Here is a 24,070-nt window from a genome sequence, read left to right on the forward strand (position 1 = left end):
CCTCACGCTGGTGTGGTGGAGAGTTCCTGGTGCCTCATGTGCCGGTCACCACGTTGGACAGCGCACGGGTGAGACCCGCGGTGTCATGGGAGTTGCCGATGTTCCAGACCTCGTCGGCCAGGTCCTTCACGGCCTGCTCCCGCCCTGCGTCCGCGACCCGGGTGGTGCCTCCACCCGAACCGAGCGCGTTGGCGGTGAACTTGGCGGTGAGTTCTCCGGCGTGCAGAGGGTTCTCCGGGCTGCCCCTGTTGACCATGACCCGCTCGGTGACGGTCGAGCCGTCGTCGAGTTCCGCGGTGAGCACGGCGGGGAACTGATGGGGGAAGGCAGCAGTGCACTCGTCGTCGGCGACGCAGGTCACGCGAGCGGCGAGAGCGAGTCGTGCGGGGTCGGCCGCGGCCTCGTCGGTGAAGTCCTCGTGAAAGACACCGAGTCCGGCGGCGGGGGATGCCGATCCGTCGGGGGTGCCCCCTTGGCCGCAGGCCGAGGGGGAGAGGAATCCGGCCGCCACGGTGTACGGGCCGCTGAACGCCGAGTGATAGCCGGAACGCGGACGGGCCTTCTCCGCGGCCGGTTCGGCGATCGTGCGCAGGACGGGCGCGGGTACGCCGAGAGTCAGTCGGGTCAGCGAGCCCGGGTCGATGCCCCGGTCCCGCAGCCGCATCGCCGCGTCCACTCCGGCGTGCGTGAAGTGGTTGCAGGGGTAGGGCTTGATGAACAGCCGTGACAGTTCCCAGCGTTGACCGAGGTCCGCGGTGAGGGCGTCGACGGTCGTCTCCTCGTCGAAGCGTTCGCCGCAGTACGCCTGGAAGAAGCCGAACCGGCCTTCCAGCACGGTGGGCGGACCCGTCAGCCCGAGCCGCGCCATGTCGGCGGCGACCACACCCGCGTGAGCGGCCCAGCCGCAGTGGACGCGCTTGACGGTGCCGCCGGTGCGGTTGGCCTCGATGATGCCGGACCCCATGCTGGCGGCGATGCCGATCGCGGAGCAGACCCCATCGGCGTCCAGTCCGCGCAGCACGGCTGCGGCGACCGCGGCGCCGATCGCACCGCAGATGGCGGTGGCGTGCAGACCGCGGTCGAAGAAGACGGAGTTGCCCAACTCGGCGTCGTACTGGGCCATTCCGAGGCGGCAGGTGATCTCGATGCCGGCCGCGGAGGCGGCCAGCAGCTCGGAACCGGTGGCGCCGGCCGCCTCCGCGACCGCGAGAGCGGCGGGCAGCACGGAGGCGGAGGGGTGCAGTACGGACGGCAGATGGGTGTCGTCGAAGTCCAGGCTGTGCGCAAGAGTGCCGTTGACCAGCGCCGCGGACGGCGCCGGCAGCTTGGTGGCGGAGCCGATGACCGTGGCGACGGGGGCGCCGCCCCACTCCTCGGTCAGTTCGCGCACCGCTGCGCCCGGCCGTTCGGAGAGTGCCGCGAGGCTGTTGCCGATCAGATCGAGCAGATGCCCGGTGACCTTCTCGCGAAGGACGGGGTCGAGGCCGTCCGCGGACACGTCCACGGCGAAGCGCGCGAGCTGCTGCGCGGGAGTGAGTTCCGCGGGGGTCCGGGCCGTCACGCGATCACCGCCAGCGGACGGATGGGCGAGCCGGTACCGCCGACGATCCTCAACGGCGCGACGACGAACAGGAATTCGTGCTGTCCGGTGGCCGCGAGATCTTCGAGCGCCAGGTGCTCCATGATGTAGATGCCGGACTCGACCAGCAGCAGCCGGTGGACGGGAAGCACGCTGTGCCCCGCGCCCGCCGGTATCTGCTCGCAGGCGGTGGTGTCCGCGCCCACGGCCCGCACACCGCGCTCGGCCAGCCACCTGCCCGCGTCCTCGGTGATGCCGGGAACGCCGGACTCCTTGCCCAGATAGGCGACCGTGTCCTCGAAGTGGCGCGCCCAGCCCGTACGTACGACAGCGACATCGCCCTGCCGGGGCTCCGCACCGCCGAGACCTGCTGCGCGCTCCAAGTCCTCGGCGGTGACGCCGTATCCGCCGGGCAGCGTGTCCGTCCCGTGCGCGGCGGCCACGTCGAGGAGGACGCCCCGCGTGACCATGGCCGGGGTCTGCTCGGCGCCGTGCTGCGAGAAGGAGCCGCCGGACTGCGCCTCGGCGGCGTCGACGCCGCCGTGCAGCTTGCCGTCGTGGCTGACGTGGGACAGGGCGTCGATGTGGGTGCCGACATGACCGCCGGTGATGATGACCTCGTTGGAGGCGGAGCCTCCGTCAGGGCGGACCATGTCGCCGTGACGCCGCGCCAACGTCATGCGGAAACCCGGATGGTTGGGCGAACAGGGCATGCCGGTGAACAGAGGCTGTCCCAGCTCGACGATGTGGGGGTCGGCCGGAAGCGCGTCGAGCAGCGGGTTCGGGGAGTTCGGTACTGCAGTCATGGCCTGCCTTGCGTGGAACGGTGCGGGGGGACGGACGGGGGAGTGCGGGGGGACGCTTCAGCCGGCCGGTACGCGGCCCGTGGCCAGTTCGAGCACCCAGTACGCCTGAGCGACGACCGCTGGGTCGATCAGCCGGCCGTCGTCGTCGAGCCAGGCGGCGCTGCCCGCCTCTCCGGCCTGCGCCTGCTGCAGCGAGTCGACGAGGCGGCGGGCGCTGTCGACCTCCGCCTGCTCCGGGGTGAATGCGGCGTTGACGGGGGCGACTTGACGCGGGTGCACGACGGAACGGCCGTGGTATCCCCGTTCCCGGGCGCGTCCTGTGCTCGTGGCGAGCCCGTCCAGGTCGGCCACGTCGGTCCATACGCTCTGAACGGGCGGGGCGAGCCCGGCGGCCCGCGCCGCGTTGACGATGCGGTCGCGCGCCCAGTCGAGCGCTTCACCGGTACGTACGCGCAGATCCGCACCGAGGTCCGCCTCGCCGAGCGAGAGGAGCGTCACCTGCGGGGCGGCGGTGGCGAGTTCGTAGGCGCGCTCCACACCGAGGGCCGTTTCGATCAGCAGGTGGAGGGGTGCATCGAGATGCCGCAGCACGGTCGCGATCTGCTCCGGCGACTCGCACTTGGGAAGCCTCAGCCCCTGAACGGGGACGTCGCCGAGGACGGCCAAGTCGGCGGCACCGTCCGGTAGTTGCACCTGGTTGATGCGGATCCACAGGGGCTTCGGCCACGTGCGGCGGGCGGCCTCGACGGCCCGGTCGCGTGCCTCGTTCTTGCGCTGCGCGGGCACCGAGTCCTCCAGGTCGAGGACGACGGCGTCGGCGTCGCCGCGCATCGCCTTCTCCAGAAGATCGGGCCTGGTGGCGGGCACGTACAGCCAGGACCGCACGGCCGCAACAGCCGCTTTGTCGCCGTCGGTTGAGCTGGCGCCGGTCATACGACGCCCCGCTCCGCCAGGTCGGCGAGCTCGGCGGCGCCGATGCCGTACGCACCGAGGACCTCGGCGTTGTCGCGGCCTTTGCGGGGCCCCGGCCAGCGGACCTCGCCGGGCGTCTCGCTGAGCCTGAACGGCACGTTCTGGAAGCGGAGTTGCCCGAGCTCCTCGTCGTCGACCGTCGTGATCGTCTCCAACGCCTGGTACTGCGGGTCGGTGAAGATGTCACTCATGTCGTAGATCGGCGCGACCGCGGCCTGTGCCTCCTCGAAGGCGTCGGTGACCTCGCTGCGGGTGTGCCGGGCGATCCAGGAACCGACCGCCTCGTCCAACTCCTCCGCGTGCTCGGCCCGTTCGGCTCCCGATGCGAACCACGGCTCGTCCACGAACTCGGGACGTCCGACGAGCCGCATCACCCGCTCCGCGACCGACTGCGCGCTGGTCGAGACGGCGACCCAACTGCCGTCCTTGGTGCGGTAGGTGTTGCGCGGCGCGTTGTTCGCGGACCTGTTGCCCGTGCGTGGCTGAAGCTCCCCGAGCTGGTCGTAGGTGATGGCCTGCGGACCCAGCAGCGTCACCATCGGCTCGATGATCGCGAGGTCGAGCACCTGGCCCCGGCCGGTGCGCTCCCGTGCGTGCAGCGCGGTCATGATGCCGAACGCGGCGGTGAGCGCGGAGACTCCGTCGGCCAGTCCGAACGGCGGCAGCGTCGGCGGCCCGTCCGGCTGGCCGGTGATGGCGGCGAATCCGCTCATGGCCTCCGCGAGGGTGCCGAAGCCGGGGCGCTTCGCGTACGGGCCGAACTGGCCGAAGCCGGTGACCCGGGCCAGCACGAGGCGGGGGTTGATCTCGGAGAGCACGTCATAGCCGAGGCCCCAGCGCTCCAGCGTCCCGGGCCGGAAGTTCTCGATGACCACGTCCGCGTCCGCGACCATGCGGCGGAAGGTCTCCTGGCCTTCAGGGCTGCCCAGATAGAGGGTGATCGCCTTCTTGTTGCGGGCGAGCATCTTCCACCACAGGCCCACGCCGTCCTTGCTCGCGCCGTGGCTGCGTACCGGATCTCCCTTGGGGTGCTCGATCTTGACGACGTCGGCGCCGTAGTCGCCGAGCAGGGTGGCGGCGAGCGGGCCCGCGAAGAGCGTGGCGATGTCCAGCACCTTGACGCCGGCCAGGGCGGGAGCGGCACCGGATGCCGCCCCGGCCGTGGTCGCGGGTTCGGTGTCGGTCATGGAGATCGTGATCCTTCCGTCGTGCCGGTCCAGCCGAGCGCCTTGGAGATGTGGTGGGCCGCCTCGACCACGCGCGGCGCGCAGTCGCGGACGAACTCCGCCGTGAACCGGGAGCGCGGCCCGCAGATGGAGACCGCGCCGCGGACGTCGCCGTCGAGCCCGAAGAGCGGTGCGGCCACCGACCCGGCGTCCGCCTGGCGCTCGCCGGCGGAGCTCGCGTATCCCAGGTCCTGGATCGCGGACAGCTCCGCGCGGAGCTCGACGGGGTCGGTCGGCGTGCTGCCCGTGAGCGCCGTCAGCCCGTCGGCGAGGATCTCCTCGCGTCGCTGCTCCGGCAGGAACGCCAGTACGGACTTGCCGGAGCTGCCGGCGTGCAGCGGGAACCTGCGGCCCAACTCCACGGTCATCTTCACCTCGTGGGTGCTGACGATCTGGTCGACGTAGGCCCGTCCGCCCGGCACCAGCGCGGTGAGGGTCACCGTCTCGTGCGTCTCCTCCTGCAGCCGCCGCAGGGTGCTCGCGGCGACGGCCCGCAGGTCGAGGTCGCGCAAGGCGCGGGCGCCGAGCGCGGCGGTGGTGGGACCGAGTTGGTAGAGCCGGGTCTGCTGATCCAGCGTCACCATGCCGCGCGCGACGAGCGTCTGCAGGATGCGGTGCACCACGGCCTTGCTCAGGCCGAGTTCGCGAGCGATACGGGACACCCCGAGCTCGTCCGTCCCGTCGGTGAACAGCAGCAGGACGTCGATCACGCGGCCTGCGGTCTCGGTTCCGGGTTGAGTCGTCATGGCCCTATTCTCACCTGCCCCCTCCCGCTCGATCCGCATGCCTGGAAGTATTCCGTACCGCTCAATGGAACATCAGGGAAGCATCGGTTCCGGTTGAGGTCAAGGGTCGGCCAGTGGTTGGCCTCGCTGTTGCCCGGGATTCGCTGACGGGCATTGACGGTCCCTGGAAGCGCTGGAATCATCGTCCAGCAATCGTGTTCCGCTGACTGGAACGAGTGGAGGGAGGTGAGCCGGTGCCCACCGACCGGACCGACGGCACGACGGACGACGCTGAAGTCGACCTGGTGGTGGCCGGCGCGGGCGGCGGCCTGGCCGGTGCGCTGCGGGCGGCCGAGGCCGGGCTCGGCGTCCTCGTCGTCGACCCCGACGAGCAGTTCCTGCACGGCAACAACACCTCGATGTCGACGGCGATGATTCCCGGAGCGGGAACGCGCTGGCAGCGCGAGGCGGGCGTCGAGGACAGTCCGGAGCGCTTCCTCGCCGACATCACCGCCAAGACGCACGGCGCGGCCGACCCCTTGCTCGCCGCCGCGCTCGCCGGACTCAGCGCGCCGCTGGTGGAGTGGCTGGCGGACAGCGCGGGCCTGCCGCTCCAACTCGTACGGGACTTCAGCTACCCGGGGCACTCCGCGGACCGACTGCACACCGTCGAAGGACGGCACGGGTCGGCGCTGCTGCGGCACCTGCACGAGCGGGTGCGGGCCCAGCCCTCCATCGACCTGCTCACTCCGGCCCGCCTCGTGGACGTCACGCTCGACGCGGCAGGGTCCGTGTCCGCAGCGGTGGTCGAGTACCCGAGCAGCCACCGCGAGACCATCACGACCCGCGGCGTGCTGCTGGCCACGAACGGATACGGCGCGAACCGCGCCCTGGTGGCCCGGCACATGCCCGAGATCGCTACGGCGGACTATCACGGCGGGCAGTTCTCACTCGGCGACGGCCTGGAGATCGGGCTGCGGCACGGGGCGGCATCCGCCTTCATGGACGCCTACCAGGGACACGCCGCCCTCGCCCGCCGCTCCCGGACGCTGGTCGGCTGGGCCACGGTGATGCACGGCGCGATCATGGTCGACGCGGACGGCGAACGGTTCGGTGACGAGACCACCGGCTATTCGGAATACGCGGCTGCGCTCGCGGCCCGTCCCGGCGCGCGCGGCTGGATCGTCCTCGACGAACGCATCCACGACCTGTGCCGCTCGTTCACGGACTTCCGCCTCACCGTCGAGGCCGGCGCGCTGCTCTGGGCGGACGACCTGGACACGCTCGCCACACGTACCGGATGCCACGCGAAGGCGCTCGAGGCCTCCGTCGCGGGGCAGGTGGCACTCGCCTCCGGCCGGGCGGAGCACGACGAGTTCGGCCGCAGCTTCTTCGAGGAGCCGCTGCGGGCACCCTTCGCCGCCGTCGAGGTGATACCCGCCCTGTTCCACACCCAGGGCGGCCTCGTCGTGGACGGCGAGGCGCGCGTACTGCGCGGCGGGGACGGCGCACCGATCGGGGGGCTCTACGCCTCGGGCGGTGCAGCACACGGTATCTCCGGCCACGGCGCGGACGGCTATCTCGCGGGCAACGGCCTGCTGCCGGCGCTGGGCCTCGCGTGGCAGGCGGCGAACACCCTGTCACGCACCGACGCACACGGAGAGGGCACAGCGCGATGACGCAACCGGAACTGGACCTGCTGATCAAGAACGTGCGTCTGGTGAGGCACGACGCCGCCGACATCCCCACGACGGACATCGGCATCGCGGACGGCGTCTTCCGGCGCACAGCCCCCGACATCCCGGCCGAGGACGCCCGCGAAGTGATCGACGGCAAGGGCCTGTTGGCCTTCCCCGGCGTCGTGGACGCGCACCAGCACTGGGGGATCTACAACCCGCTGCCCGACGACACCGCGAGCGAGAGCCGCGCCTGCGCACAGGGCGGCGTGACGAGCGCGCTCACGTACATGCGCACCGGGCAGTACTACATGAACCGCGGCGGCAGCTACGAAGAGGTCTTCCCCCTCGTCCTCGAAGCCTCCGAGGGCCGCAGCCACGTCGACTACGGCTTCCACCTCGCGCCGATGCAGAAGTCGCACATCGAGGAGATCCCGGAGCTCATCGCCCGCTTCGGCGTCCCCTCGTTCAAGGTGTTCATGTTCTACGGCAGCCACGGCCTGCACGGCCGCTCCGCCGACCAGAACTCGTTCCTGATGATCCCGCCGGAAGAGCGGTACGACCTGGCGCACTTCGAGTTCGTGATGCGGGGCGTACAGGCGGCGCGTGAGAAGTACCCGGAGCTGGCGGACTCCATCTCCCTGTCGCTGCACTGCGAGACGGCGGAGATCATGACGGCGTACACCAAGCTGGTCGAGGAGGCGGGCGACCTGTCCGGCCTCGCCGCGTACAGCGCCTCTCGCCCGCCGCACTCGGAGGGCCTGGCGGTCACCATCGCGAGCTTCCTGGCCGCGGAGACGGAACTGCCCAACATCAACCTGCTGCACCTCTCCTCTCGCAACGCCATCGAGTCCGCGATGCGCATGGCGAGGACGTTCCCGCAGGTCGACTTCCGCCGCGAGGTCACCATCGGGCACCTGCTGGCGAACATCGAGACCGCCTCCGGCATCGGCGGCAAGGTCAACCCGCCGCTGCGCCCGCAGGAGGACGTCGACGCGCTGTGGGAGCACCTCGTGGCGGGCAACATCGACTGGGTGGTCAGCGATCACGCGTGCTGCAAGGAGGAGACGAAGTTCGGCGACCCGAAGAGCGATGTGTTCGCGGCGAAGTCGGGCTTCGGCGGAACGGAGTACCTGCTTCCCGGCCTGGCCGGCGCGGCCGCCTCCCACGGCCTTCCGCTACAGAAGGTCGCGGAGCTGACGTCCTGGACTCCCGCCCGGCGCTTCGGACTCGGCGCCAAGGGCCTCATCGCCGAGGGATACGACGCCGATCTGGCCCTGGTCGATCCCACCCGCTCCTGGACGGCGGACGCGGCGGCCTCCGAGTCGACGCAGGAGTACACCCCGCTGCAGGGCCTTGAGATCGGTGCCACGGTCGAATCGACGTTCCTGCGCGGCCGGCAGATCTACGCCGGCGGTGAGGTGAAGGGCACGCCGAGCGGCCGCTACCTCTCGCGCCCCGACAAGCGCTGAGAGCGGGCTCGCATCAGGGGGCGGCCGTCCGGGCGAAGTCCCGGTCGGCCGAGGCGTGACAGCCGTGCCCCCTGACCTGTGACATGCGGCTTCAGACGCAACCTGCGTGGAACCCGGGCTGCATGAGTTCTCAGGATCAGCCAGGGGCCGGCCACGAGGCACCCTCAACAAGGCTCCGCGTCACCGATACGCCCGGGCGAGAGGCATCCGCCTCGATTGCGAGCTCACTGAGCGAGTTCAACGTGCAGGAAGCCGGCGCGGAGGACGAGCGGGAACTGGCCGTGCTGGTCGTGGACGCCACCACTGATCAGGTGCTCGGCGGCCTGACGGGACGAACGTCGTTGGGGCTCCTCTTCGTGGACTCCTTCCACCTTCCGCCACAGCTGCGCGGTTCTGGCCTCGGTGGGGAAGTCCTCCGGGCGGCAGAGGAGGAAGGACGCCGACGAGGATGTCTCAACGCCGTCCTCTACACGCTCAGCTTTCAAGCACCGGATTTCTACCGGAAGCACGGATGGACCGTCTTCGGCACGATTCCTTGCCGACCGCCGGGTGCCAGCCGTGTGTTCATGACCAAGCAACTCGCACAGGCACGTCGGTGAGGCGGAATGCCGCGAGGTGTCAGACGTCGGCGCTTCCCGAAGCTTGATGAGAACCGGGACCGAGGAGGGCTGGGCCTCGTGTGGGCGGCCCAGCCCTCGGAACGTCCGTCATGGGCCGTCGTTCACGGTCACTTGCTCTTGTTCAGCACGCTGCCGCTCGGCCCGCATGCAGCGCAGCAGTTCCTCGGCGTACGGCAATGCCACGCACGTGAAGACGGCGGCGCCGATCCCCGCCAGGTAGGTGCGCGGCAGCGGGCGCTTGCGCGGGATCAGCCGCCACGCGTCTCGGTCACCGCGCCCGCCCCGCAGCAGCGACCGGACCTGACCGGGGTGCAGGCATGCCAGGGATGTCAGCGCGCTGAAGGGCAGCGATTCCAGGAAGCTGTGCACGTGCTGCTCGAACGGCTTGATCTCGCGGTCACTGTGGTGCGCCGTACGTACGTCCCACACGGCCGTCGCCTCGTGCGCCGCCGTGGCGCCCAACTGCACCGCCAGCAGCAGCGGATTCATCTCGCACAGCAGGGTGAGCGCGATCGGCGCACCCACCTCCGCCATCATCAGCGAGTGGATCAGCGACTCCCGGGTGCCCGGCGAGTCCTCGATGCGGGTACGCCTGTGCAGCCACCAATCCACCAGCCCCGGCACAACCCACGCAGGCAGCAGCCCGTACATCAGGTAGCGGACCGTCGCCTCCTCGACATCGTGCCCGCCGAAGGCGCCGCGACGGCGCGCCAGCAATGCCTTTCGCATCAGTCCTCCACTACCACTCGCAGTGTGCGCAGGGACGGGTCGGCCGTGTCCGGGACGTACATCCCGGCGGCCACGCCCGTCCGCAGGTATTCCATCGCCTCGTGTTCGATCCGTTCGCCGGGCACCGCCACCGGCACTCCCGGCGGGTAAGGGCTGGCGTACTCCGCGGCGATACGGCCGACCGCCGCCTCGACGGGCACATGCTCGGCCGGCCCGAAGTACGCGTCGCGCGGCAACATCACCGTCTTCAGTCGCAGCCCCTCAGGCGAGGGCAGCCGCACCTGGGCGGGCGGAGCGAGCTGGTCGCGTCGACTGACCAGTTCCGTCAGCGCGTCCAGCAGGAAGGCGGCTGAGGTGTCGTCGTCGGCGTGCGTGAGGTTGGCGATGACCCGGCGGTGATCGGCAAGGCCCACATTGATGTTCCTCTGCTCGCGCAGCCAGTCCGCGACACCGTAACCACTTGTGCCCAGGCCGTGTACATCGAGTACGAGAACGAGCGGGTCGTGCTCGTAGGCCAGGCGGGGCCCCAACAACTCGGTGGCCAGCGGCGTCAGTCCGGGCAGCTCTGCGATGTCGCGGCGGAGTCGCCGCGCCAACGACAGGGCTCCGTCCAGCAGTTGCTGTCCCTGCTCCACCATCTGCCGCCGCCAGCCGTCCAGCGCCGCGTACATCAGCACCGACGGACTGGTCGTGCCCAGCAGATCCTCCCGCAGCTTCAGCACGGCCGGGTCGACACGGTTTCCCTGCTGATGGAAGACCGACCCCTGCTCCAGACCCGCGCCCATCTTGTGCACGCTGGTCACGCACACGTCCGCGCCCGCGTCCATCGCCCAGCTGGGCAGCTCCGGATGGAACGGCAGGTGCGCGCCCCACGCCTCGTCGACGATCAACGGCTTGTCGTGTCGGTGACAGACATCCGCGACGCCCCGGATGTCGGCGCATGCGCCGTATGCGGTCGGAGTGATCAGGAGCATGCCCTTCGCGTCCGGTTCGCGGTCGAACGCGGCGGCCACCTCGTCGGGCCCCGGAGGATGTGCGAAGTGGTGTTCGGTGTCCCAGCGCGGCTCGACCCACACCGGGTCGATGCCGGCCAACACCAGGCCTGACACCACGGACTTGTGCGCGTTGCGGGCCACCAGGAGCTTCTCGTGCGGGCCCGCGACCGCCAGCATCGCCGACTTGACCGACAGCGAACTGCCGCAGGTGGAGAAGAAGGTGTGCTCGGCGTCGACCGCGTCGGCCATCAACTCCTGTGCGCGCCCCAGTACTTGCTGAGACATCCGCCGGTCGTCCAGCCCGCTCATCGCGAGCACGTCGGAGGCGAAGACGTCGGCCCCGAGCACCTCCACGACTCGCGGGTCGACTCCGCCGCCCTGTTTGTGGCCGGGCGGGGAGAAGTTACGTCCTCGCTGGTTGCGCTTGTAGTCGGCCAGTGCGTCGAGCACGGGCGTCTGAGAATGATCGAGTGTCACCGGTGGCACCTGGTGAGTGCCGCGTGAAGCCCGTTCGGGCATGGACGTGCGCTCCTCTGAACGATCTGCAGGACTCGGCCTCCGCTCACCTCAGCGGGTCAGCTGCGGCAGCACCTTCGTGCGGTAGAAGTCGAAGAAGCCATGCAGGTCGGGGCCGATCTGGTTGACGAAGACAGCGTCGAAGCCGGCATCCGCGTAGGCCGTCAGACCGCGGATGTGCTCCTCGGGGTCGTCTCCGCAGGCCAGGCCCGCGTCGGTCACGTGCTGCTCGGTCACCAGCTGGCCGGCCTGCTCGAAGTGGGCCGGTGTGGGCAGCACTTGGCCCAGCTCGCCGGGTAGGAACATGTTCGGCCAGCGCTGACGTACGGTGCGCACCGCAGCCTCACGATCCACGTCGTAGCAGACCTTCACCCCGCCGCGGGCGGGCGCCTGGCCGCCCCCGGCCCGCCGGAAGTGGGCTACGCCTTCCTCGTCCGGGTCCATGGTGATGAAGCCGTCCCCGATCCGCGCGGCCAACTCGACGGCAGCCGGACCGAATCCGGAGACGTCGATGGGCACGGGCCGGTCCGGCACGTCGTAGAGGCGCGCGTTCTCCACCGTGTAGTGCTTGCCGTAGTGGCTCGTCTGCTCCCCGGTCATCAGCTGCCGGATGACGCCGACCGCCTCCTCCAACATCTCCAGACGCACCGGAGCCTCCGGCCAGACGGTCCCCAGGATGTGCTCGTTCAGCGCCTCGCCACTGCCGACACCCAGCCGGAAACGGTCCTCGCCCAGCAGTACCGCGGACGTCGCCGCTGCCTGTGCGATGACCGCGGGGTGGGTACGGACCGTCGGGCAGGTGACCGCGGTCTGCACCGGAAGCGAGGTGGCCTCAGCCAGCGCACCGATGACCGACCACACGAAGGGGGAGTGGCCCTGGGCGCCGGTCCACGGATGGAAGTGGTCCGAGATCCACAGCGACGTGAACCCGGCCTGTTCAGCCATTCGTGCCTGCTCCACAAGCGCCCGCGGGCCGTAGTCCTCACTGGCCAGGAAATATCCGTAGGTCATCGCCTGGGGTGTCGTCATGCGCCGCGAGTTACCGGCCGCACGCTGCGGAAACATCACGCGGAGCCGGGAGGAGCAACGTGAGGATGAAGGCCGCGCATCGCGCTCCAGGCCGCCTCAGGAACTGGGGGCCGCATTCGTCGAGCCGCAGAGGAAGAGCCGAGACCGAGACCCCCGCGAGCGACAAGCCATTCGGGCGGCGGGGGTGGGAATTTCGCCAAATGACCATCAGCCACCAGTGGACGGTTTGCCCTCAAGCACACGAGCTACTCGAGGACGCAGATCCGGCTCACCGAACCGGTGTTGTACGGCCGGAAAGCAGGATGAAGCGAAGGAGTGCCCGTGAGCAACGCAGCCCAGGAACGCGCGGAAGCAGCTCTGCTTCCGGAGGACGACATCATCGGGATTCTGCTGAGCCAACATGCCCGTATCCGGGAGCTGTTCGCAGAGGTGCACCAGTCGCAGAGTGACGTGAAGAGGGCCAAGTTCGACGAACTACGGGCCCTGTTGGCCGTCCACGAGGTGGCTGAGGAGATGATTCTGCGTCCCGTCGCGAAGAAGGAGGCCGGGGAGAAGGAAGCGGCCGCCCGCAACGAGGAAGAAGCAGAGGCGAACAAGGTGCTCGCGGAACTGGAGAAGATGGACCTGGCCGGTTCCCAGTTCGAACTGAAACTGGCGGAGCTTGAGAAGGCCGTGAGGAAGCACGCCGATCACGAGGAACGGGATGAATTCCCGCACCTCCGTGCCCGATGCTCGTCGGAGCAGCTGCAGAAGATGGGCAAGAGGCTGCTGATGGCCGAGAAGGCGGCGCCGACGCATCCGCATCCGACCTCAGCCGGATCTCCTGCCGCCCAGTGGGCCGTCGGCCCGTTCGCCTCACTGGTGGACCGGGCGAGGGACGCACTGGCAGCACCCTCCGGCAAGGGACTGACGGACACGGGCCCGGCCTCCCCGGGCCGAGAAGTCCGATAGCACCGTCGGAGACCGCACCGTCAGAGACCGCAGCGACCGCCGCCTGGGCGGGAAGCCGTCACCGTGCCCACCTCCGGAGTCGGCCGAGCCGGCCCATGCCGAGCTGAATCCGTGCGGGATGAGCGTGAGCCGTGGCGCCGGTTGCGCGGGCTCATCGTGTCGTCGCATGGCCGACGTCGTCGAGGATGCAGCGACGGGCGTGACGCCCTTCTCGAATGGGCCACAGCGGATAGACGTGGATCTGGCCGGCCGCCTCGTGGAAATCAACCGCGACGCCCGCCGATGTCGCCATGTCGCGGAATCGGCGGGCATCAGGGCAGAGGACGTCGTCGGTGCCGACGTACACCGTCGTTGGCGGAAGCCCGGTCATCGTCCCGTTGATCGGGCTGACCGCGGCGTCCGACAATTCCCGCTCGTCTGCCCAGAGGGCGCCGGTGTAGCGGAGCGACTCCGTTGAGAGCATCGGGTCCCTCGGCTGGACCCGAGCTGCCTCCGGGTTGCCGAGCGCCACGTCCAGCCACGGTGAGATCAGCACGAGCCGCGCTGGAGGGGCGGTGGCGGCGTCGCGTAGTCGCTGAGCGATGGCCAGAGCCAGCCCACCGCCCGCCGAGTCCCCCATGAAGACGGTGGGCAGGGCGGAATCCGTGGTCAGCGATCCTGCGAGGGCCGTGACGGCGGGAAGGAAACGGCTGGCCGTGCCGCGTGGCGCCAGGGGATACACCGGCACCGTCACAGCTGCCGGGACATTCGTGGCCAACTCCTTGATCAGGGCCCAGTGGTTGCTCCCGATCTCCTCGATGTAGGCACCACCGTGCAGGTAGAGCACCTGGACCTTCGGGTCGCGTCCCCGTGGACTGATGCGGTAGCAGGGCCAGCCGTGCTCGAAGGACAAGTGGACGACGCAGCTCTTGTCCAGATGCTTGGGCGGCTTGTACGAGGCGGGGCGGAGGAGCTGCTTTTCGACCTTGCGTCGAACCTCTGTGAGGTCGCGGTATCCGAGCTTCTTCCCGACCGCGGACATGACCAGCTTCAAGGCCCGGCTGCCCATGCTCGGCACGTCATCCACCTTCCGCGAGCAGTCCCTTTCACCGGCCGTAACGCTCTGCCGAGCGTAGCAACCGCGATGGCGGCGCCCCTGGGCACGGCGTCCAAGGGGTCGTGACCGGCCCTTCGAGGCGCGGGAGGCGGAGTGCTTTCGAGGGCCCGACGGCACGGAGTTCGGCAAGCAGAGAGTGCCGCAGAAGGGCTGTGCGAGGCAGGACGAAAGACCCCAGGGGGAGCAGTGCTGCTCCGGGGGCCGGCCGGATCGACGCAGAGCTGGGGGCGCGTCCTGGTGTTGTGCGCCGGAAATTCGACGACTCAGGGGCGACGTCGAAGAGCCGCCTTGTGGGCGCGGTGCCTGCTGGACCGCCGTTCCGTCTCGGAGACCCCGCCCCAGACTCCGTAGTGCTGATCGAGGCCCGCGCTCAGACAACGGTCCGTGACAGGGCAGCGCCGGCAGACCGTTTTGGCCTCCTCGACCTGCAGAGACGTCGGGCCGGTCGTGCCGATCGGGAAGAACAGTTCGGGGTCCTCGTCTTTGCAGGCCGCGTGGTGTAGCCAGTCCACGGACCGCTCCCTTCAGGCAGTTCAGGTGCTTTTGCTCCAGACGGAGTTCCGGGTTGCCCCCGTCTTATTCGTCGCGAGAAGCAGAAATTTGCGGTGCGGCCCGCCTCGATGCCTCCTTCCAGAACGGCCTCCACCGCAGTGAAGAGCCCCTGGGGAGGCGACCTTTGCAGACCCGCGGGCCGAGGAAGTGCTGGTCGGCCCGATCGGAGGTCTCCTCTGAGCCTCACGTCGGCACCTCAACCGGCAGGAACTCCGCCCTGATTGCAGACAGGCGGTTTTGTTCTGTGCGCAGTGGTTACTGGGAGGCCGCGGCCAGGTGAGGCCGGCGATTCCTCGCGTGGAAGACGCCACTCCTTGCCGGGCGGATGAACGGGCAGGGCGGGATTCAAGCTGCGTTTCGCCTCAACTGGCCGTCCGTTGCGCCGCGGAGCCCTGACCCCCCGCACACTGGCCTGGCGGGAGGGAACGGTGCTTCCCGGGGGCCGCCGTTCCGTGGGAGGTCTGGCGGCCCCCGCCCCTCCGCTCACGGCGTGGGAAGGTGCACACGAAGGCCACGGCCTGCCTTCAATCCCGCCCGCGCACACGGCACTTGCCGTGGGCCTCCCGGAGTGTGGCTGCCGTGAGGACTCACGAGGGAAAACGCTCCGGGAAACCGCATGGGTCCCGAAGGCGACCTGCGGCCAGCTCTGCAACGAGGCGGCGACCTCGCGGTGGTCGGCGTCGTCCGTGGCCGCGTAGAAGTTCGTGGCGTGGACACTGATCGGTAACTAGCCAGCGATGGGGGAACTGCGATTAGCCTGCTCCATCCGATGGGAGTCTCCTCGCGACATCGCGGCAGGTTCCTCGCCGGTGTTCTGTGAGCGTCATTGCAGGGAGCCCCCCATTGAGCACTGAAGAGCCCGAAGTCCCCGCCGACAGTTCCGGGAACGACGAGGGATCGACGTCACCTGAGACCCCTGAGCCGCCACTCGTGCGCCCGTACGCCGACATTCCGGCGCACATGGTGGAGGCGCCGGCCGTGCTGACGGCGTCGGTGCGCGAGGTTCTGGACCGTCCGACCGCCGGGGCGGACAAGTCCGAGGCCGATGCCGCGGGCGAGTCCGGGCCCCGGTTCTCGCCGCTGCGGCGGTGGTTGGCCGGTGCTGCCGAGTACCGTCGCCTTCACGCCGCGCGCCTCGTGCTGGGGAGTGCCGCGGTCGCGATGCTCCTGTTCACCGGGGTCCTGCTCCATCAGTTCGGCACATGGCCCTTCTCACGGGACGCGAATTCCGCCGCTCCCGTTCCCGATGCGAAGCTGCCTCTTCCGCCCGCCACCGGCACCGACGCGTCACCGTCCGACCGTCCCACGAAGGACAAGAAGGACCCCGAGCCGTCCAAGTCCGCCGAAGCGAAGAAGGACGCGGTCAAGCACGAAGCGCCGACGAGCGCTCCGCCCTCCCCGCCGGAGACTCCCGTGCCCGGAGGGGGCGCAGTCGGCGGCGACCAGGCGGGAAGCCCTGGCTGCGATCCCAGTTGGCAGGTCGACAGCCAGTGGGAGCACTTCAGCGTGACGGTGAGGATCACCAACAGTTCGGGGAAGCGGATCAACGGCTGGGAGGTCAGCTGGACCTGGCCGGGTGACCAGCACGTGGTGAAGTACTGGAACGCCGACGTACGGCAGTCGGGGAACACCGTCACGGCTGGCAACGTCGACACCAACGCGGAGATCGCCACGACCGGCGAGGCCTCGTTCGGACTCGAAGCCACCGGCAGCGGCGACCGCACTCCGCAGCTCACCTGCCGAGTCCTCTGAGGGGCGCCACGCGGCCAACGACGGGACGACGTCGGGGGACTTGCCGTCACCCACTGTCGGGTTGCGACGAATGCGTCGACGACACCGCACCATTCAGCCGCGGGACGGCGGTGACGCCCCGCGGCTGCCGTACGTCCCGGGCCCAGCGGCCTCCGCATGGGCTCCGGTCACGCATCCCCGCCCGGACCGCCGGTGCGCCGCACCCCGCTGAGGCGTCAGCGGTCGCGAACGAAGTCCCCGAGCAGCCGGTTGACCTCATCCGGCTGCTCCAGGCTGCTCGAATGTCCGCAGGCTTCGACGACTTCGAGACGGGCGTCGTCGATCCGCTCGGCGATGAACTCGGCCTTGTGCACCGGGGTCGCGCCGTCCTGAGCGCCCACGATCACGAGCGTCGGCGCGGTGACGGCATCGAGCTCGCCGTCGATCGGATCGCGGTCGGCGACACCGAAGACCGCCTTGGCCATTCCTGACCTCTTGACCTTGGCCAGGCGCGCCAACCACTCGTCGATCACCGCGGCGAACGTGGGGTCGGCCAGGGAACTCTGCGCGAACATGATCGGCAGCACCTGCTTCTTGACCGGCTTGATGCCCACCAGCCGATAGACGTGCGCGAGCAGGCGATAACGCGACACCTTGTCGGGGTCCTCGGGGCCCGCGCTCGTATCGAGCAACGTGAGAGACCGGATGAGTTCAGGCCGGCGTGCTGCCATCCGCATGCCGATGAAGCCGCCCATCGAAAGCCCCGCAAAGTGCACGGCGCCCACGTCCAGCTGCTCGACGAGTGCGATGGCGTCGAGGGTCAGCGTGTCCATGTCGTAGTCGCCTGCCGGCGCATTCGACTCGCCCTGCCCGCGCCAGTCCACCGTCACGCAACGGAACTCCCGTGCCAGCGCCCGCACTTGTGGCTCGAACATCCAGCCGCTGAACAACAGGCCGTGCCCGAAGACGATCGTCGGGGCCTCGGGATTCTCCGGGGGCGCACCGGTATCGGTGTAGTGGATCACGGCGGCACCGCGGTTCAGGGTCGGCATGGGGGGGGCCTCCAGGCCATCGCTTGCCGGATCATGGGCGGGAATGCGGGTCACGCGCGGGATGAGTGATGTCGCCGGGGGAGCGGCCTCGCAACAGGGATGCGCGTCAGGCGCGGCCTGCACCATTTCGCTCTGTACCGCTTCCCGGTTTCGCAGCCGTGGACGGCGGGGTACACGAGGGCTCCCATCGCTCTGGACACACACCGCGAGGAACTGTGAAGCGATCGACGGACACCATCCTGACCACGCATACCGGCAGCCTGCCCCGGCCCCCCGAGCTGACGCGTGTTCTTGAGAAGCGGGACAGAGGGCTGGACGTCGAGGAGGAGCTGGCACAGCAGACGAGAACGGCTACGGCTGCGATCGTGAAGCAGCAGTTGCAGGCCGGGATCGCCGTGGTCAACGACGGCGAGGCGAGCAAGATCGGCTACTCGACCTATGTCAAGGACCGGCTCGAAGGCTTCGGAGGCGAGGGCGGTTCACCCGCCCCTTCCCCCGACCTCGAGGAGTTTCCCGAGTACGTGCGGAGCGTTTCGCAACCACAGGCAGCGGCGACGCCTGCGTGCATCGGGCCCGTCGCGTACGGGGACCTGGATCCGGTGCGTTCGGACATCGCGAACCTCCGCGAGGCCACCGCAGACACGGACTGCGCAGACGCCTTCATGACGGCTGCATCGCCAGGAGTGATCTCCATCTTCCTGGAGAACCAGCATTACCCCAGCCATGAGGAGTACATCTGGGCCCTCGCGGAGGCGATGAAGACCGAATACGACGCGATTCACCGCGGGGGCTTCGTCCTCCAACTCGACTGTCCGGACTTGGCAGCCGCACGTCACCGGTTCGGGGAGGACCTGGGGGAGTTCCGCCGGCGAATCAGCCTGCACATCGAGGCGCTCAACCACGCCACACGCGACGTGCCTTCCGACGACATGCGCCTTCACCTGTGCTGGGGCAACTACGAAGGCCCGCACACCCGCGACGTACCGCTGTCCGACATCGTCGACCTCATCATGCGGGCGCGCCCGGCGGCGATCTCGTTCGAGGCGGCGAATCCTCGCCACGCACACGAGTGGACGGTGTTCGAGGAGGTCGAAGTGCCGCAGGACAAGGTGCTGATCCCCGGAGTTCTCGACTCGACCACCAACTACGTCGAGCATCCGGAGCTCGTGGGGCAGAGGATCGCTCGCTACGCGAATCTGGTGGGCCGCGAGAACGTTCTCGCCGGCTCCGACTGCGGCTTCGCCACCTTCGCCGCCCGGCCCACGGTTCACCCCACAGTCGTGTGGGCCAAGTTGCGCGCACTGGCCGACGGCGCCCGTCTTGCCTCCGAGCGTCTCTGAAGCTTGCGGGCTGCCCGTCACTGGCCGAGGGCACGCCGTTTGGATCTTCGCGCGATCCACGAAGATCCAAACGCCGCAGCCTAGACGGCCGTGCCCTGCTCCTTGAGTACGGGGACGCGGTCGAGTTCGATGCCGAAGTGCTCGCGGTAGGCGGGCCGTACGGCATCCCCGGCGAGCTCCTCCTCGCGCCGTCCGTCCGGGCCGGTGACCGTCAGGGTGCGGCCGCTGAGCGTGATCCGGCCGTCCTCCGTCAGCAAGGAGCACACCAGGGACTGTGTGAAGTGGGACTTGGGCGAGGTGCGATGCCACCAGCAGCCGAGCTCGAAGTCGTCCAGTGTGCGCGGACGTTGCTCGAGCCGGTACTGCGCTACTCCGTCCCGGTGGACGTCCAGGTCGCCCTGCTGGGTCTCCTCGATGCGGAACAGGCCGCCGGGGTCCGCCTGTTCGTCCCGGGAGTCCAGGCGCAGCGGATACTCGCTGTGCCTGCCGAATCCGACGTCCACAAGCCAGGGCCGGGGCGTCTCCACGCGCAGTGCGAGGTGGTCGAAGAGCGGCCCGGGCCCGTCGTCGCCGAAGACCCGCGCCGCCAGGAGCGTCACGGGAAAGCCCAGAGTGCTGAGCAACGCGGCGAACGCGCCGTTGAGTTCGTAGCAGAAGCCACCGCGACGACCCTCGACGATCTTGTGCGTGAGCGCCTCGGCCTCGAGCACGATGTCCTCGCCCAGGTGCACGCTCAGATTCTCGAACGGAACGGTGAGCAGATGCCGCCGGTGCAGGTCGCGCAGCGCTTCCTCGTCCTGTCGTCCGGGGTGCCGCGCGCCGATGCGGGCCAGGTAGGCGCGGGTGCTGGACGAGTCGATCGGAAGGCCGTTCATGACTCCTGTTATCCCAGCTCCAAGGCGGGTGCGCATCCGGCGTGCGGACTACGTCCGGCGGCGTACGGGCCCCTCGCCGGCCGGGGTGCCCCCACAGCCCGGCCGGGGAAGGCTTCGGCCTCCTGCTCGCCGCCGCCCGTCATGGCCTACGTGGCCTGCTCCCTGCAGAGGCAGAACGGGTGGCCGACAGGGTCGGCGAAGACCCTGAACTCCCTCGTGCCACCGGCGTCGTCGAGGTCGAGCGCGGTCGCTCCGAGGCTCAGGACGTGCTCCTGCCCGGCCTCCATGTCCTCGACATAGAAGTCGAGATGCATCTGCTGGGAGTTGCCGTCGGCCCTGGGCCAGCTGGGCGGCTGATAACCGGGGGCTCGCTGGAAGGCGAGTCGGGGGCCTCCCGGCACGTAGAGGTCGTACCAGTCGTCGTCGCCCTTGCGGGGTTCGCCGCCGAGGACGGCTGCGTAGAAGTCGGCCAGGGCTTTCGGGTCGGGACAGTCCAGGGCGACGAGACAGAACTTCACTGGAGCCACGGCTTCCTCCGCACATCGATTCGGTCTGGGACCCACGAGTGCCAGGGATTCAGTCTGCCCAATCTGCCCATGCCGGGTCACGTTCGATATCGGCAGGGCCCGCCCTGCGGCGCGGCATCAGCATCGACGGAGACGCGCGCTCAGCAGATCCCCGATCGAGAGCGGCCGACCTCGGCTGCCCCGCTTGAGGCCGCGTGGTCGCGACCCGTGCGCGGTTAGCATGCGGGGATGGAGATCCGCGTGGGCCAGGCGACGGTCCACTACGTGGAGCACGGGGCCGGTCGACCCGTGCTGGTGCTCCACGGCGCAGGCGTCGACCACCGCGAGGCCGAGGCCTGCTTCGAGCCGGCCTTCGAGGGCGTTGCGGGGCTGCGGCGGATCTATCCCGACCTCCCTGGAATGGGCCGGTCGATCGCTCCCGAGACGCTGCGAAGCGCCGACGACGTCCTCGACACACTGCTCGAGTTCGTCGACGAGGTCCTTGGCGGCGCGGCGCACCTCCTCGTCGGTCACTCGGCGGGCGCCTACTTCGCGCAGGCGATGGCAGCGCGGCGCCCGGCGCAGGTCGCTGGTCTGGCGCTCGTCTGTCCGTTGCTGCCAGGAGCGCGCGACGTCCCGGAGCACCGCGTCGTCGCCGGATCGGGTGAGGTCGGAGACGACGTCTTCCGCAGCTACTTCGTGATCCAGACCCCGGAGATGCTCGAACGGTACGAACGTCATGTCGCCCCGGCCGCCGCGCTCGTCGACCAGGCAGCTCTCGAGCGAATCGGCGAACGGTGGGCGCTCACCCCCGATCACGGGCCGGCCTACGCGGGCCCGACAGCAGTCGTGGCGGGGCGGCTGGACTCGGCGGTCGGACATGCCGCCGCCACCGACCTCGTCGACCAGTACCCGCACGCTTCGCTCGCCGTGATCGACGACGCGGGACACGCCCTGCCCCACGAGCAGCCGGAGATCCTGCGCGCCCTCGTCGCTGAGTGGCTCGCGCGGGTCGAGCGCTCGAGCTGACCCCGACGCCCGGGCGACTGACTTCGAAACACACGCAACTGACCTCGCTGCGCTCCTGGTTGTCAGCGGATGCTTCGGCTGCCGTAGCCACTCCGATGGTCAGCTGTCGGCCCGGTCGCGTACGTCCCGACGTGGGCTGTGCGGCATGCGTCAGCTGCTCACCCCGCGGTCGAGTTCCCAAAGCTGCAGCAGGGACGAGGAGTTGAGCGCCCAGGCCACGCCTGTGATGTCGTCGTGCGCCGCGACGTACTGCTTGCCCTGCCACAGCGGCAGCACCGGCACCTCGCCGGCGACGATGTTCTGGGCGCGGGCGAAACTCTTCGTGGTGTCCGCACGGTTGGGCTCGGTCCGGGTCCGCGGTATGAGCTCCTTGCTGATCTCCTTGTTCGTGAACGGGGAGTTGAGGACGTTGTTCTTCCCGAGGAAGGGCGCGATGAAGTTCTCCGCGTCCGGGAAGTCCGGGAGCCAGGCGTAGGCGTAGACCTGGTACTTCCCCTTCGAGGCCGCCGAGCTGTAGGAAGTCGGGGACTCGGTCTTGACGGTCGCGTCGAAGAGCCCGGTGTCGTTCAGCTGCTTCTCCAGCAGTGCGAACTCCTTGGCGGACGAGCTGCCTCGGCCGGACTGAGGGTGGTGAAGGGTGATCTTCACCGGGGCCTTCACCTTGGCGTCATGCAGGGTGCGCTTCGCGGCCTTGGCGCTCGGCTCGCCGTACTTGTTGAAAAAGGAGTTCGTGTGCCCCGTCAAGCCGCTGGGGACAGCGGTGTACAGCGGCTCCGCGGTACGCGGGTACACCTCACCGACCAACTGCTTGCGGTCGACGACCTGGGCGAACGCCTGCCGGACTGCGCGCCGTCCCACCGTCTTGTCCTTGGTGTCGAATACGAGGTGGCGTACTGCTTGTCCGGGCTGCTCGACGAGTTCGATGTGATCGTCCGGGTCCGACTCCAGGCGTTCGGTGTAGCGGGACGAGATGCCGCGACTCATCAGGTCGATGTCACCGGAGTCGAGCGCCTTCTGGACGGCGTCCGGAGAGGTGAAGAACCGCAGCTCGATCTTGTCGTGCTTCGCCCTGGGGCCGCCCCGGTAGTCCGGGTTCCTGTCGAGGAGCACCTTGCGCGCCTTGGGGCGGAAGTCGTCGAGTACGTACGGCCCGGAGCCGGTCCCCTTGAAGCCCTTGGCGAGGCGGTCGGAGGGATAGGTCTCGCTGTCGACGATCGAGGCTGCGGGGGTGGCGAGCTTGAACGGGAAGGTGGCGTCCGGCTTCCTCAGGTGGAAGACGACCTCGTTGCCCTGTTCTGCTTCGACCTTGTCGACGTTGCTGAGCAGCGAGGCCGGACCGCCCTGGTGGTTGATGCGGAGCAGGCGCTCGACGGAGAACTCGACATCCTCGGCCGTCAGTTCGTTCCCGTTGGAGAAGGCCAGCCCGTCCCGCAGAGTGCAGCTGTACTGATCGTTGCGCTTGTCGGTGAAGCCGCACTTCTCGGCCGCGTCCCGTACCGGTTCGGTGCCCGAGCGGGGCGGCCGCAGCAGCGTCTGGAACGTGTTGCGCATGATGTTCCAGGAGCTGACGTCGTAGGAGCCGGCCGGATCGAAGGGTGCGGGAGTGTCCTCGGTGACCGCGACGCGCTCGGTCGTACCGACCACGATGGGCTTCTTCGCGTCCTCCTTCCCGTCCACGGCGCCGCTGCATGCAACGAGTGCGGAGGCAAGCAGCCCTGCCAGGGCGGGGGACGTCAGACTCCTGCGGTTCATGGGGCGGCGCTCTCCTTCAAACGGCCAGAGGTCGTCGTGCAGGCAATGGCGCGGAAGGTCGTCGATACTTCTGCGGTGGCACATCCTGAACAAGTGGCCGAGGAATGGCCACCCGATCCAGATTTAAGGACCACCGGAATTCAAAATACAGACGCAGGAACGATCGCACCGCCAACGAACCAATGCGTGAACCAGGTTCGTGGATCTGATCACCTGTCTGACTCGACTTTCACCACATGGGCTGGGCGTTGTCGATACCTTGCTCAGTGATGAACCTCACCGTCAACTCCGACGCGGGGCAGGCGAGTTGACTCTTCAGGGAGTCTCTTCGACTGTCTGCGGAGCTTCAGTGTCGTCACCGCGGCCGGCACTTCCCTGTTTCCGTCGGCGCCATGCGGGACGGAGTCATTCGGGTTGCCGAGTTCTCCATAGCTGCTTCGCTCTTGGTCCCCGGCTGCGCGATCGGGTCTTATCTTCGCGGCGATGCCGTGCCCGATGAGGAGGTAGACGAGAGCAGGCAGGCCGTAGTTGAGGACGAGGCGCAGGTGTTCGTTCTCCACTGTGGAGATGTTCTGTGACCAGCCCGCGAGCCAGTGCGCCATGTCTTGCACGTACTGGACGAACAAGGCGGTTCGGTCGGCGCCGGTCAGGTGAAGAATGATCCACAGACCCACGAAGGCGGCCGCGATATCGGCGATCGTGTGGACCACGAAGGCTGTCCATTTTGAGGGCGACTCATCGCGAGGTCCGCCCTGTCGATGGCTGGTGGGGCCACGTTCCTGGACGTGACTCATGACGCTCCGATCTCTGGGGTGCGAATTCCTGGCGCGGCAGGGCTAAG

Annotated in this window: 22 protein-coding genes; 7 read left to right on the forward strand and 15 right to left on the reverse strand. The window is 69.1% G+C overall.

What is annotated here, in order from left to right:
* Positions 1-34: 34 nt before the first annotated feature.
* From H5J26_RS32150 to H5J26_RS00625, 5 genes are read right to left on the reverse strand one after another with little or no spacing between them, the layout of a single operon-like run.
* Entirely contained in the window at positions 35-1,561 is a 1,527-nt protein-coding gene (locus tag H5J26_RS32150; RefSeq protein WP_181763625.1) for an MmgE/PrpD family protein, read from the reverse strand.
* Positions 1,558-2,385, reverse strand: coding sequence for a cyclase family protein (locus H5J26_RS00610; RefSeq protein ID WP_181763626.1), 828 nt, complete (start codon positions 2,383-2,385; stop codon positions 1,558-1,560). The genes H5J26_RS32150 and H5J26_RS00610 overlap by 4 nt, the downstream gene beginning before the upstream one ends.
* A gap of 57 nt (positions 2,386-2,442) precedes the next feature.
* Positions 2,443-3,318 carry an HpcH/HpaI aldolase/citrate lyase family protein gene (locus H5J26_RS00615; protein ID WP_181763627.1) on the reverse strand — a complete coding sequence of 292 codons (876 nt, stop codon included), beginning with the start codon at positions 3,316-3,318 and terminating at the stop codon, positions 2,443-2,445.
* Positions 3,315-4,544: a CaiB/BaiF CoA transferase family protein gene (locus tag H5J26_RS00620; RefSeq protein WP_181763628.1), complete on the reverse strand. Its 1,230-nt coding sequence runs from the start codon at positions 4,542-4,544 to the stop codon at positions 3,315-3,317. Before H5J26_RS00620 ends, H5J26_RS00615 begins: the two co-directional genes overlap by 4 nt.
* On the reverse strand, positions 4,541-5,329 hold the full coding sequence (locus tag H5J26_RS00625) for an IclR family transcriptional regulator (protein WP_181763629.1): 789 nt from the start codon (positions 5,327-5,329) through the stop codon (positions 4,541-4,543). The genes H5J26_RS00620 and H5J26_RS00625 overlap by 4 nt, the downstream gene beginning before the upstream one ends.
* Positions 5,330-5,562: 233 nt before the next feature.
* Here H5J26_RS00625 and H5J26_RS00630 point away from each other — a divergent pair, with 233 nt between their 5' ends.
* The 3 genes from H5J26_RS00630 to H5J26_RS00640 all read left to right on the forward strand — a co-directional run bounded on the left by H5J26_RS00630 (position 5,563) and on the right by H5J26_RS00640 (position 9,055).
* A complete protein-coding gene (locus H5J26_RS00630) occupies positions 5,563-6,987 on the forward strand; it encodes an FAD-binding protein (RefSeq protein ID WP_181763630.1) in 1,425 nt (474 codons plus the stop codon).
* Positions 6,984-8,456, forward strand: a complete 1,473-nt coding sequence (locus H5J26_RS00635) for a dihydroorotase (protein ID WP_181763631.1) — start codon at positions 6,984-6,986, stop codon at positions 8,454-8,456. The genes H5J26_RS00630 and H5J26_RS00635 overlap by 4 nt, the downstream gene beginning before the upstream one ends.
* A 242-nt stretch (positions 8,457-8,698) precedes the next feature.
* Entirely contained in the window at positions 8,699-9,055 is a 357-nt protein-coding gene (locus H5J26_RS00640) for a GNAT family N-acetyltransferase (protein WP_309237727.1), read from the forward strand.
* Positions 9,056-9,163: 108 nt separating this feature from the next.
* Here the strand turns inward: H5J26_RS00640 and H5J26_RS00645 are convergent, their stop codons facing one another.
* The 3 genes from H5J26_RS00645 to H5J26_RS00655 form a co-directional block, all read right to left on the reverse strand.
* On the reverse strand, positions 9,164-9,805 hold the full coding sequence (locus H5J26_RS00645) for a diguanylate cyclase (RefSeq protein ID WP_181763633.1): 642 nt from the start codon (positions 9,803-9,805) through the stop codon (positions 9,164-9,166).
* Positions 9,805-11,277, reverse strand: a complete 1,473-nt coding sequence (locus H5J26_RS00650; RefSeq protein WP_309237728.1) for an ornithine decarboxylase — start codon at positions 11,275-11,277, stop codon at positions 9,805-9,807. The genes H5J26_RS00645 and H5J26_RS00650 overlap by 1 nt, the downstream gene beginning before the upstream one ends.
* Before the next feature lie 90 nt (positions 11,278-11,367).
* Positions 11,368-12,345 carry a TIGR03557 family F420-dependent LLM class oxidoreductase gene (locus H5J26_RS00655; RefSeq protein WP_235980092.1) on the reverse strand — a complete coding sequence of 326 codons (978 nt, stop codon included), beginning with the start codon at positions 12,343-12,345 and terminating at the stop codon, positions 11,368-11,370.
* Positions 12,346-12,666: 321 nt separating this feature from the next.
* On the opposite strand from H5J26_RS00655, the gene H5J26_RS00660 reads away from it, so the two are divergent.
* Positions 12,667-13,296 carry a hemerythrin domain-containing protein gene (locus tag H5J26_RS00660; RefSeq protein WP_181763635.1) on the forward strand — a complete coding sequence of 210 codons (630 nt, stop codon included), beginning with the start codon at positions 12,667-12,669 and terminating at the stop codon, positions 13,294-13,296.
* 151 nt (positions 13,297-13,447) lie between these two features.
* On the opposite strand, the gene H5J26_RS00665 is transcribed toward H5J26_RS00660, so the two are convergent.
* Together H5J26_RS00665 and H5J26_RS00670 are read right to left on the reverse strand one after the other, a co-directional pair.
* The gene (locus H5J26_RS00665; protein WP_235980133.1) at positions 13,448-14,344 is read right to left on the reverse strand and encodes an alpha/beta hydrolase fold domain-containing protein; all 897 of its coding nucleotides are present in this window, start codon (positions 14,342-14,344) and stop codon (positions 13,448-13,450) included.
* A 311-nt stretch (positions 14,345-14,655) separates the two neighbouring features.
* Entirely contained in the window at positions 14,656-14,904 is a 249-nt protein-coding gene (locus H5J26_RS00670; protein WP_181763637.1) for a WhiB family transcriptional regulator, read from the reverse strand.
* An 883-nt stretch (positions 14,905-15,787) separates the two neighbouring features.
* Between H5J26_RS00670 and H5J26_RS00675 the strand changes: the two genes are divergently transcribed.
* Positions 15,788-16,696 (forward strand): cellulose binding domain-containing protein, encoded by a 909-nt coding sequence (locus H5J26_RS00675; protein WP_181763638.1) that lies wholly within the window; start codon positions 15,788-15,790, stop codon positions 16,694-16,696.
* Positions 16,697-16,911: 215 nt separating this feature from the next.
* Here H5J26_RS00675 and H5J26_RS00680 read toward each other — a convergent pair whose 3' ends face one another.
* Entirely contained in the window at positions 16,912-17,781 is an 870-nt protein-coding gene (locus H5J26_RS00680; RefSeq protein WP_309237729.1) for an alpha/beta fold hydrolase, read from the reverse strand.
* A gap of 161 nt (positions 17,782-17,942) precedes the next feature.
* Here H5J26_RS00680 and H5J26_RS32155 point away from each other — a divergent pair, with 161 nt between their 5' ends.
* Positions 17,943-19,067 (forward strand): cobalamin-independent methionine synthase II family protein, encoded by a 1,125-nt coding sequence (locus H5J26_RS32155; protein WP_210770860.1) that lies wholly within the window; start codon positions 17,943-17,945, stop codon positions 19,065-19,067.
* 80 nt (positions 19,068-19,147) lie between these two features.
* Here H5J26_RS32155 and H5J26_RS00690 read toward each other — a convergent pair whose 3' ends face one another.
* Together H5J26_RS00690 and H5J26_RS00695 are read right to left on the reverse strand one after the other, a co-directional pair.
* Positions 19,148-19,942 (reverse strand): arylamine N-acetyltransferase family protein, encoded by a 795-nt coding sequence (locus H5J26_RS00690; protein WP_181763640.1) that lies wholly within the window; start codon positions 19,940-19,942, stop codon positions 19,148-19,150.
* Positions 19,943-20,088: 146 nt separating this feature from the next.
* The gene (locus H5J26_RS00695) at positions 20,089-20,469 is read right to left on the reverse strand and encodes a VOC family protein (RefSeq protein WP_181763641.1); all 381 of its coding nucleotides are present in this window, start codon (positions 20,467-20,469) and stop codon (positions 20,089-20,091) included.
* 228 nt (positions 20,470-20,697) lie between these two features.
* On the opposite strand from H5J26_RS00695, the gene H5J26_RS00700 reads away from it, so the two are divergent.
* On the forward strand, positions 20,698-21,477 hold the full coding sequence (locus tag H5J26_RS00700; RefSeq protein WP_181763642.1) for an alpha/beta fold hydrolase: 780 nt from the start codon (positions 20,698-20,700) through the stop codon (positions 21,475-21,477).
* 150 nt (positions 21,478-21,627) lie between these two features.
* On the opposite strand, the gene H5J26_RS00705 is transcribed toward H5J26_RS00700, so the two are convergent.
* Complete coding sequence (locus H5J26_RS00705; RefSeq protein WP_181763643.1) at positions 21,628-23,229, reverse strand: ABC transporter substrate-binding protein; 1,602 nt, start codon at positions 23,227-23,229, stop codon at positions 21,628-21,630.
* Between the two features lie 263 nt (positions 23,230-23,492).
* On the reverse strand, positions 23,493-23,939 hold the full coding sequence (locus tag H5J26_RS00710; RefSeq protein WP_181763644.1) for a hypothetical protein: 447 nt from the start codon (positions 23,937-23,939) through the stop codon (positions 23,493-23,495).
* Between the last annotated feature and the right edge of the window lie 131 nt (positions 23,940-24,070).

The organism is Streptomyces albidus (ex Kaewkla and Franco 2022), from assembly GCF_013870515.1.
Lineage (GTDB): Bacteria > Actinomycetota > Actinomycetes > Streptomycetales > Streptomycetaceae > Streptomyces > Streptomyces albidus.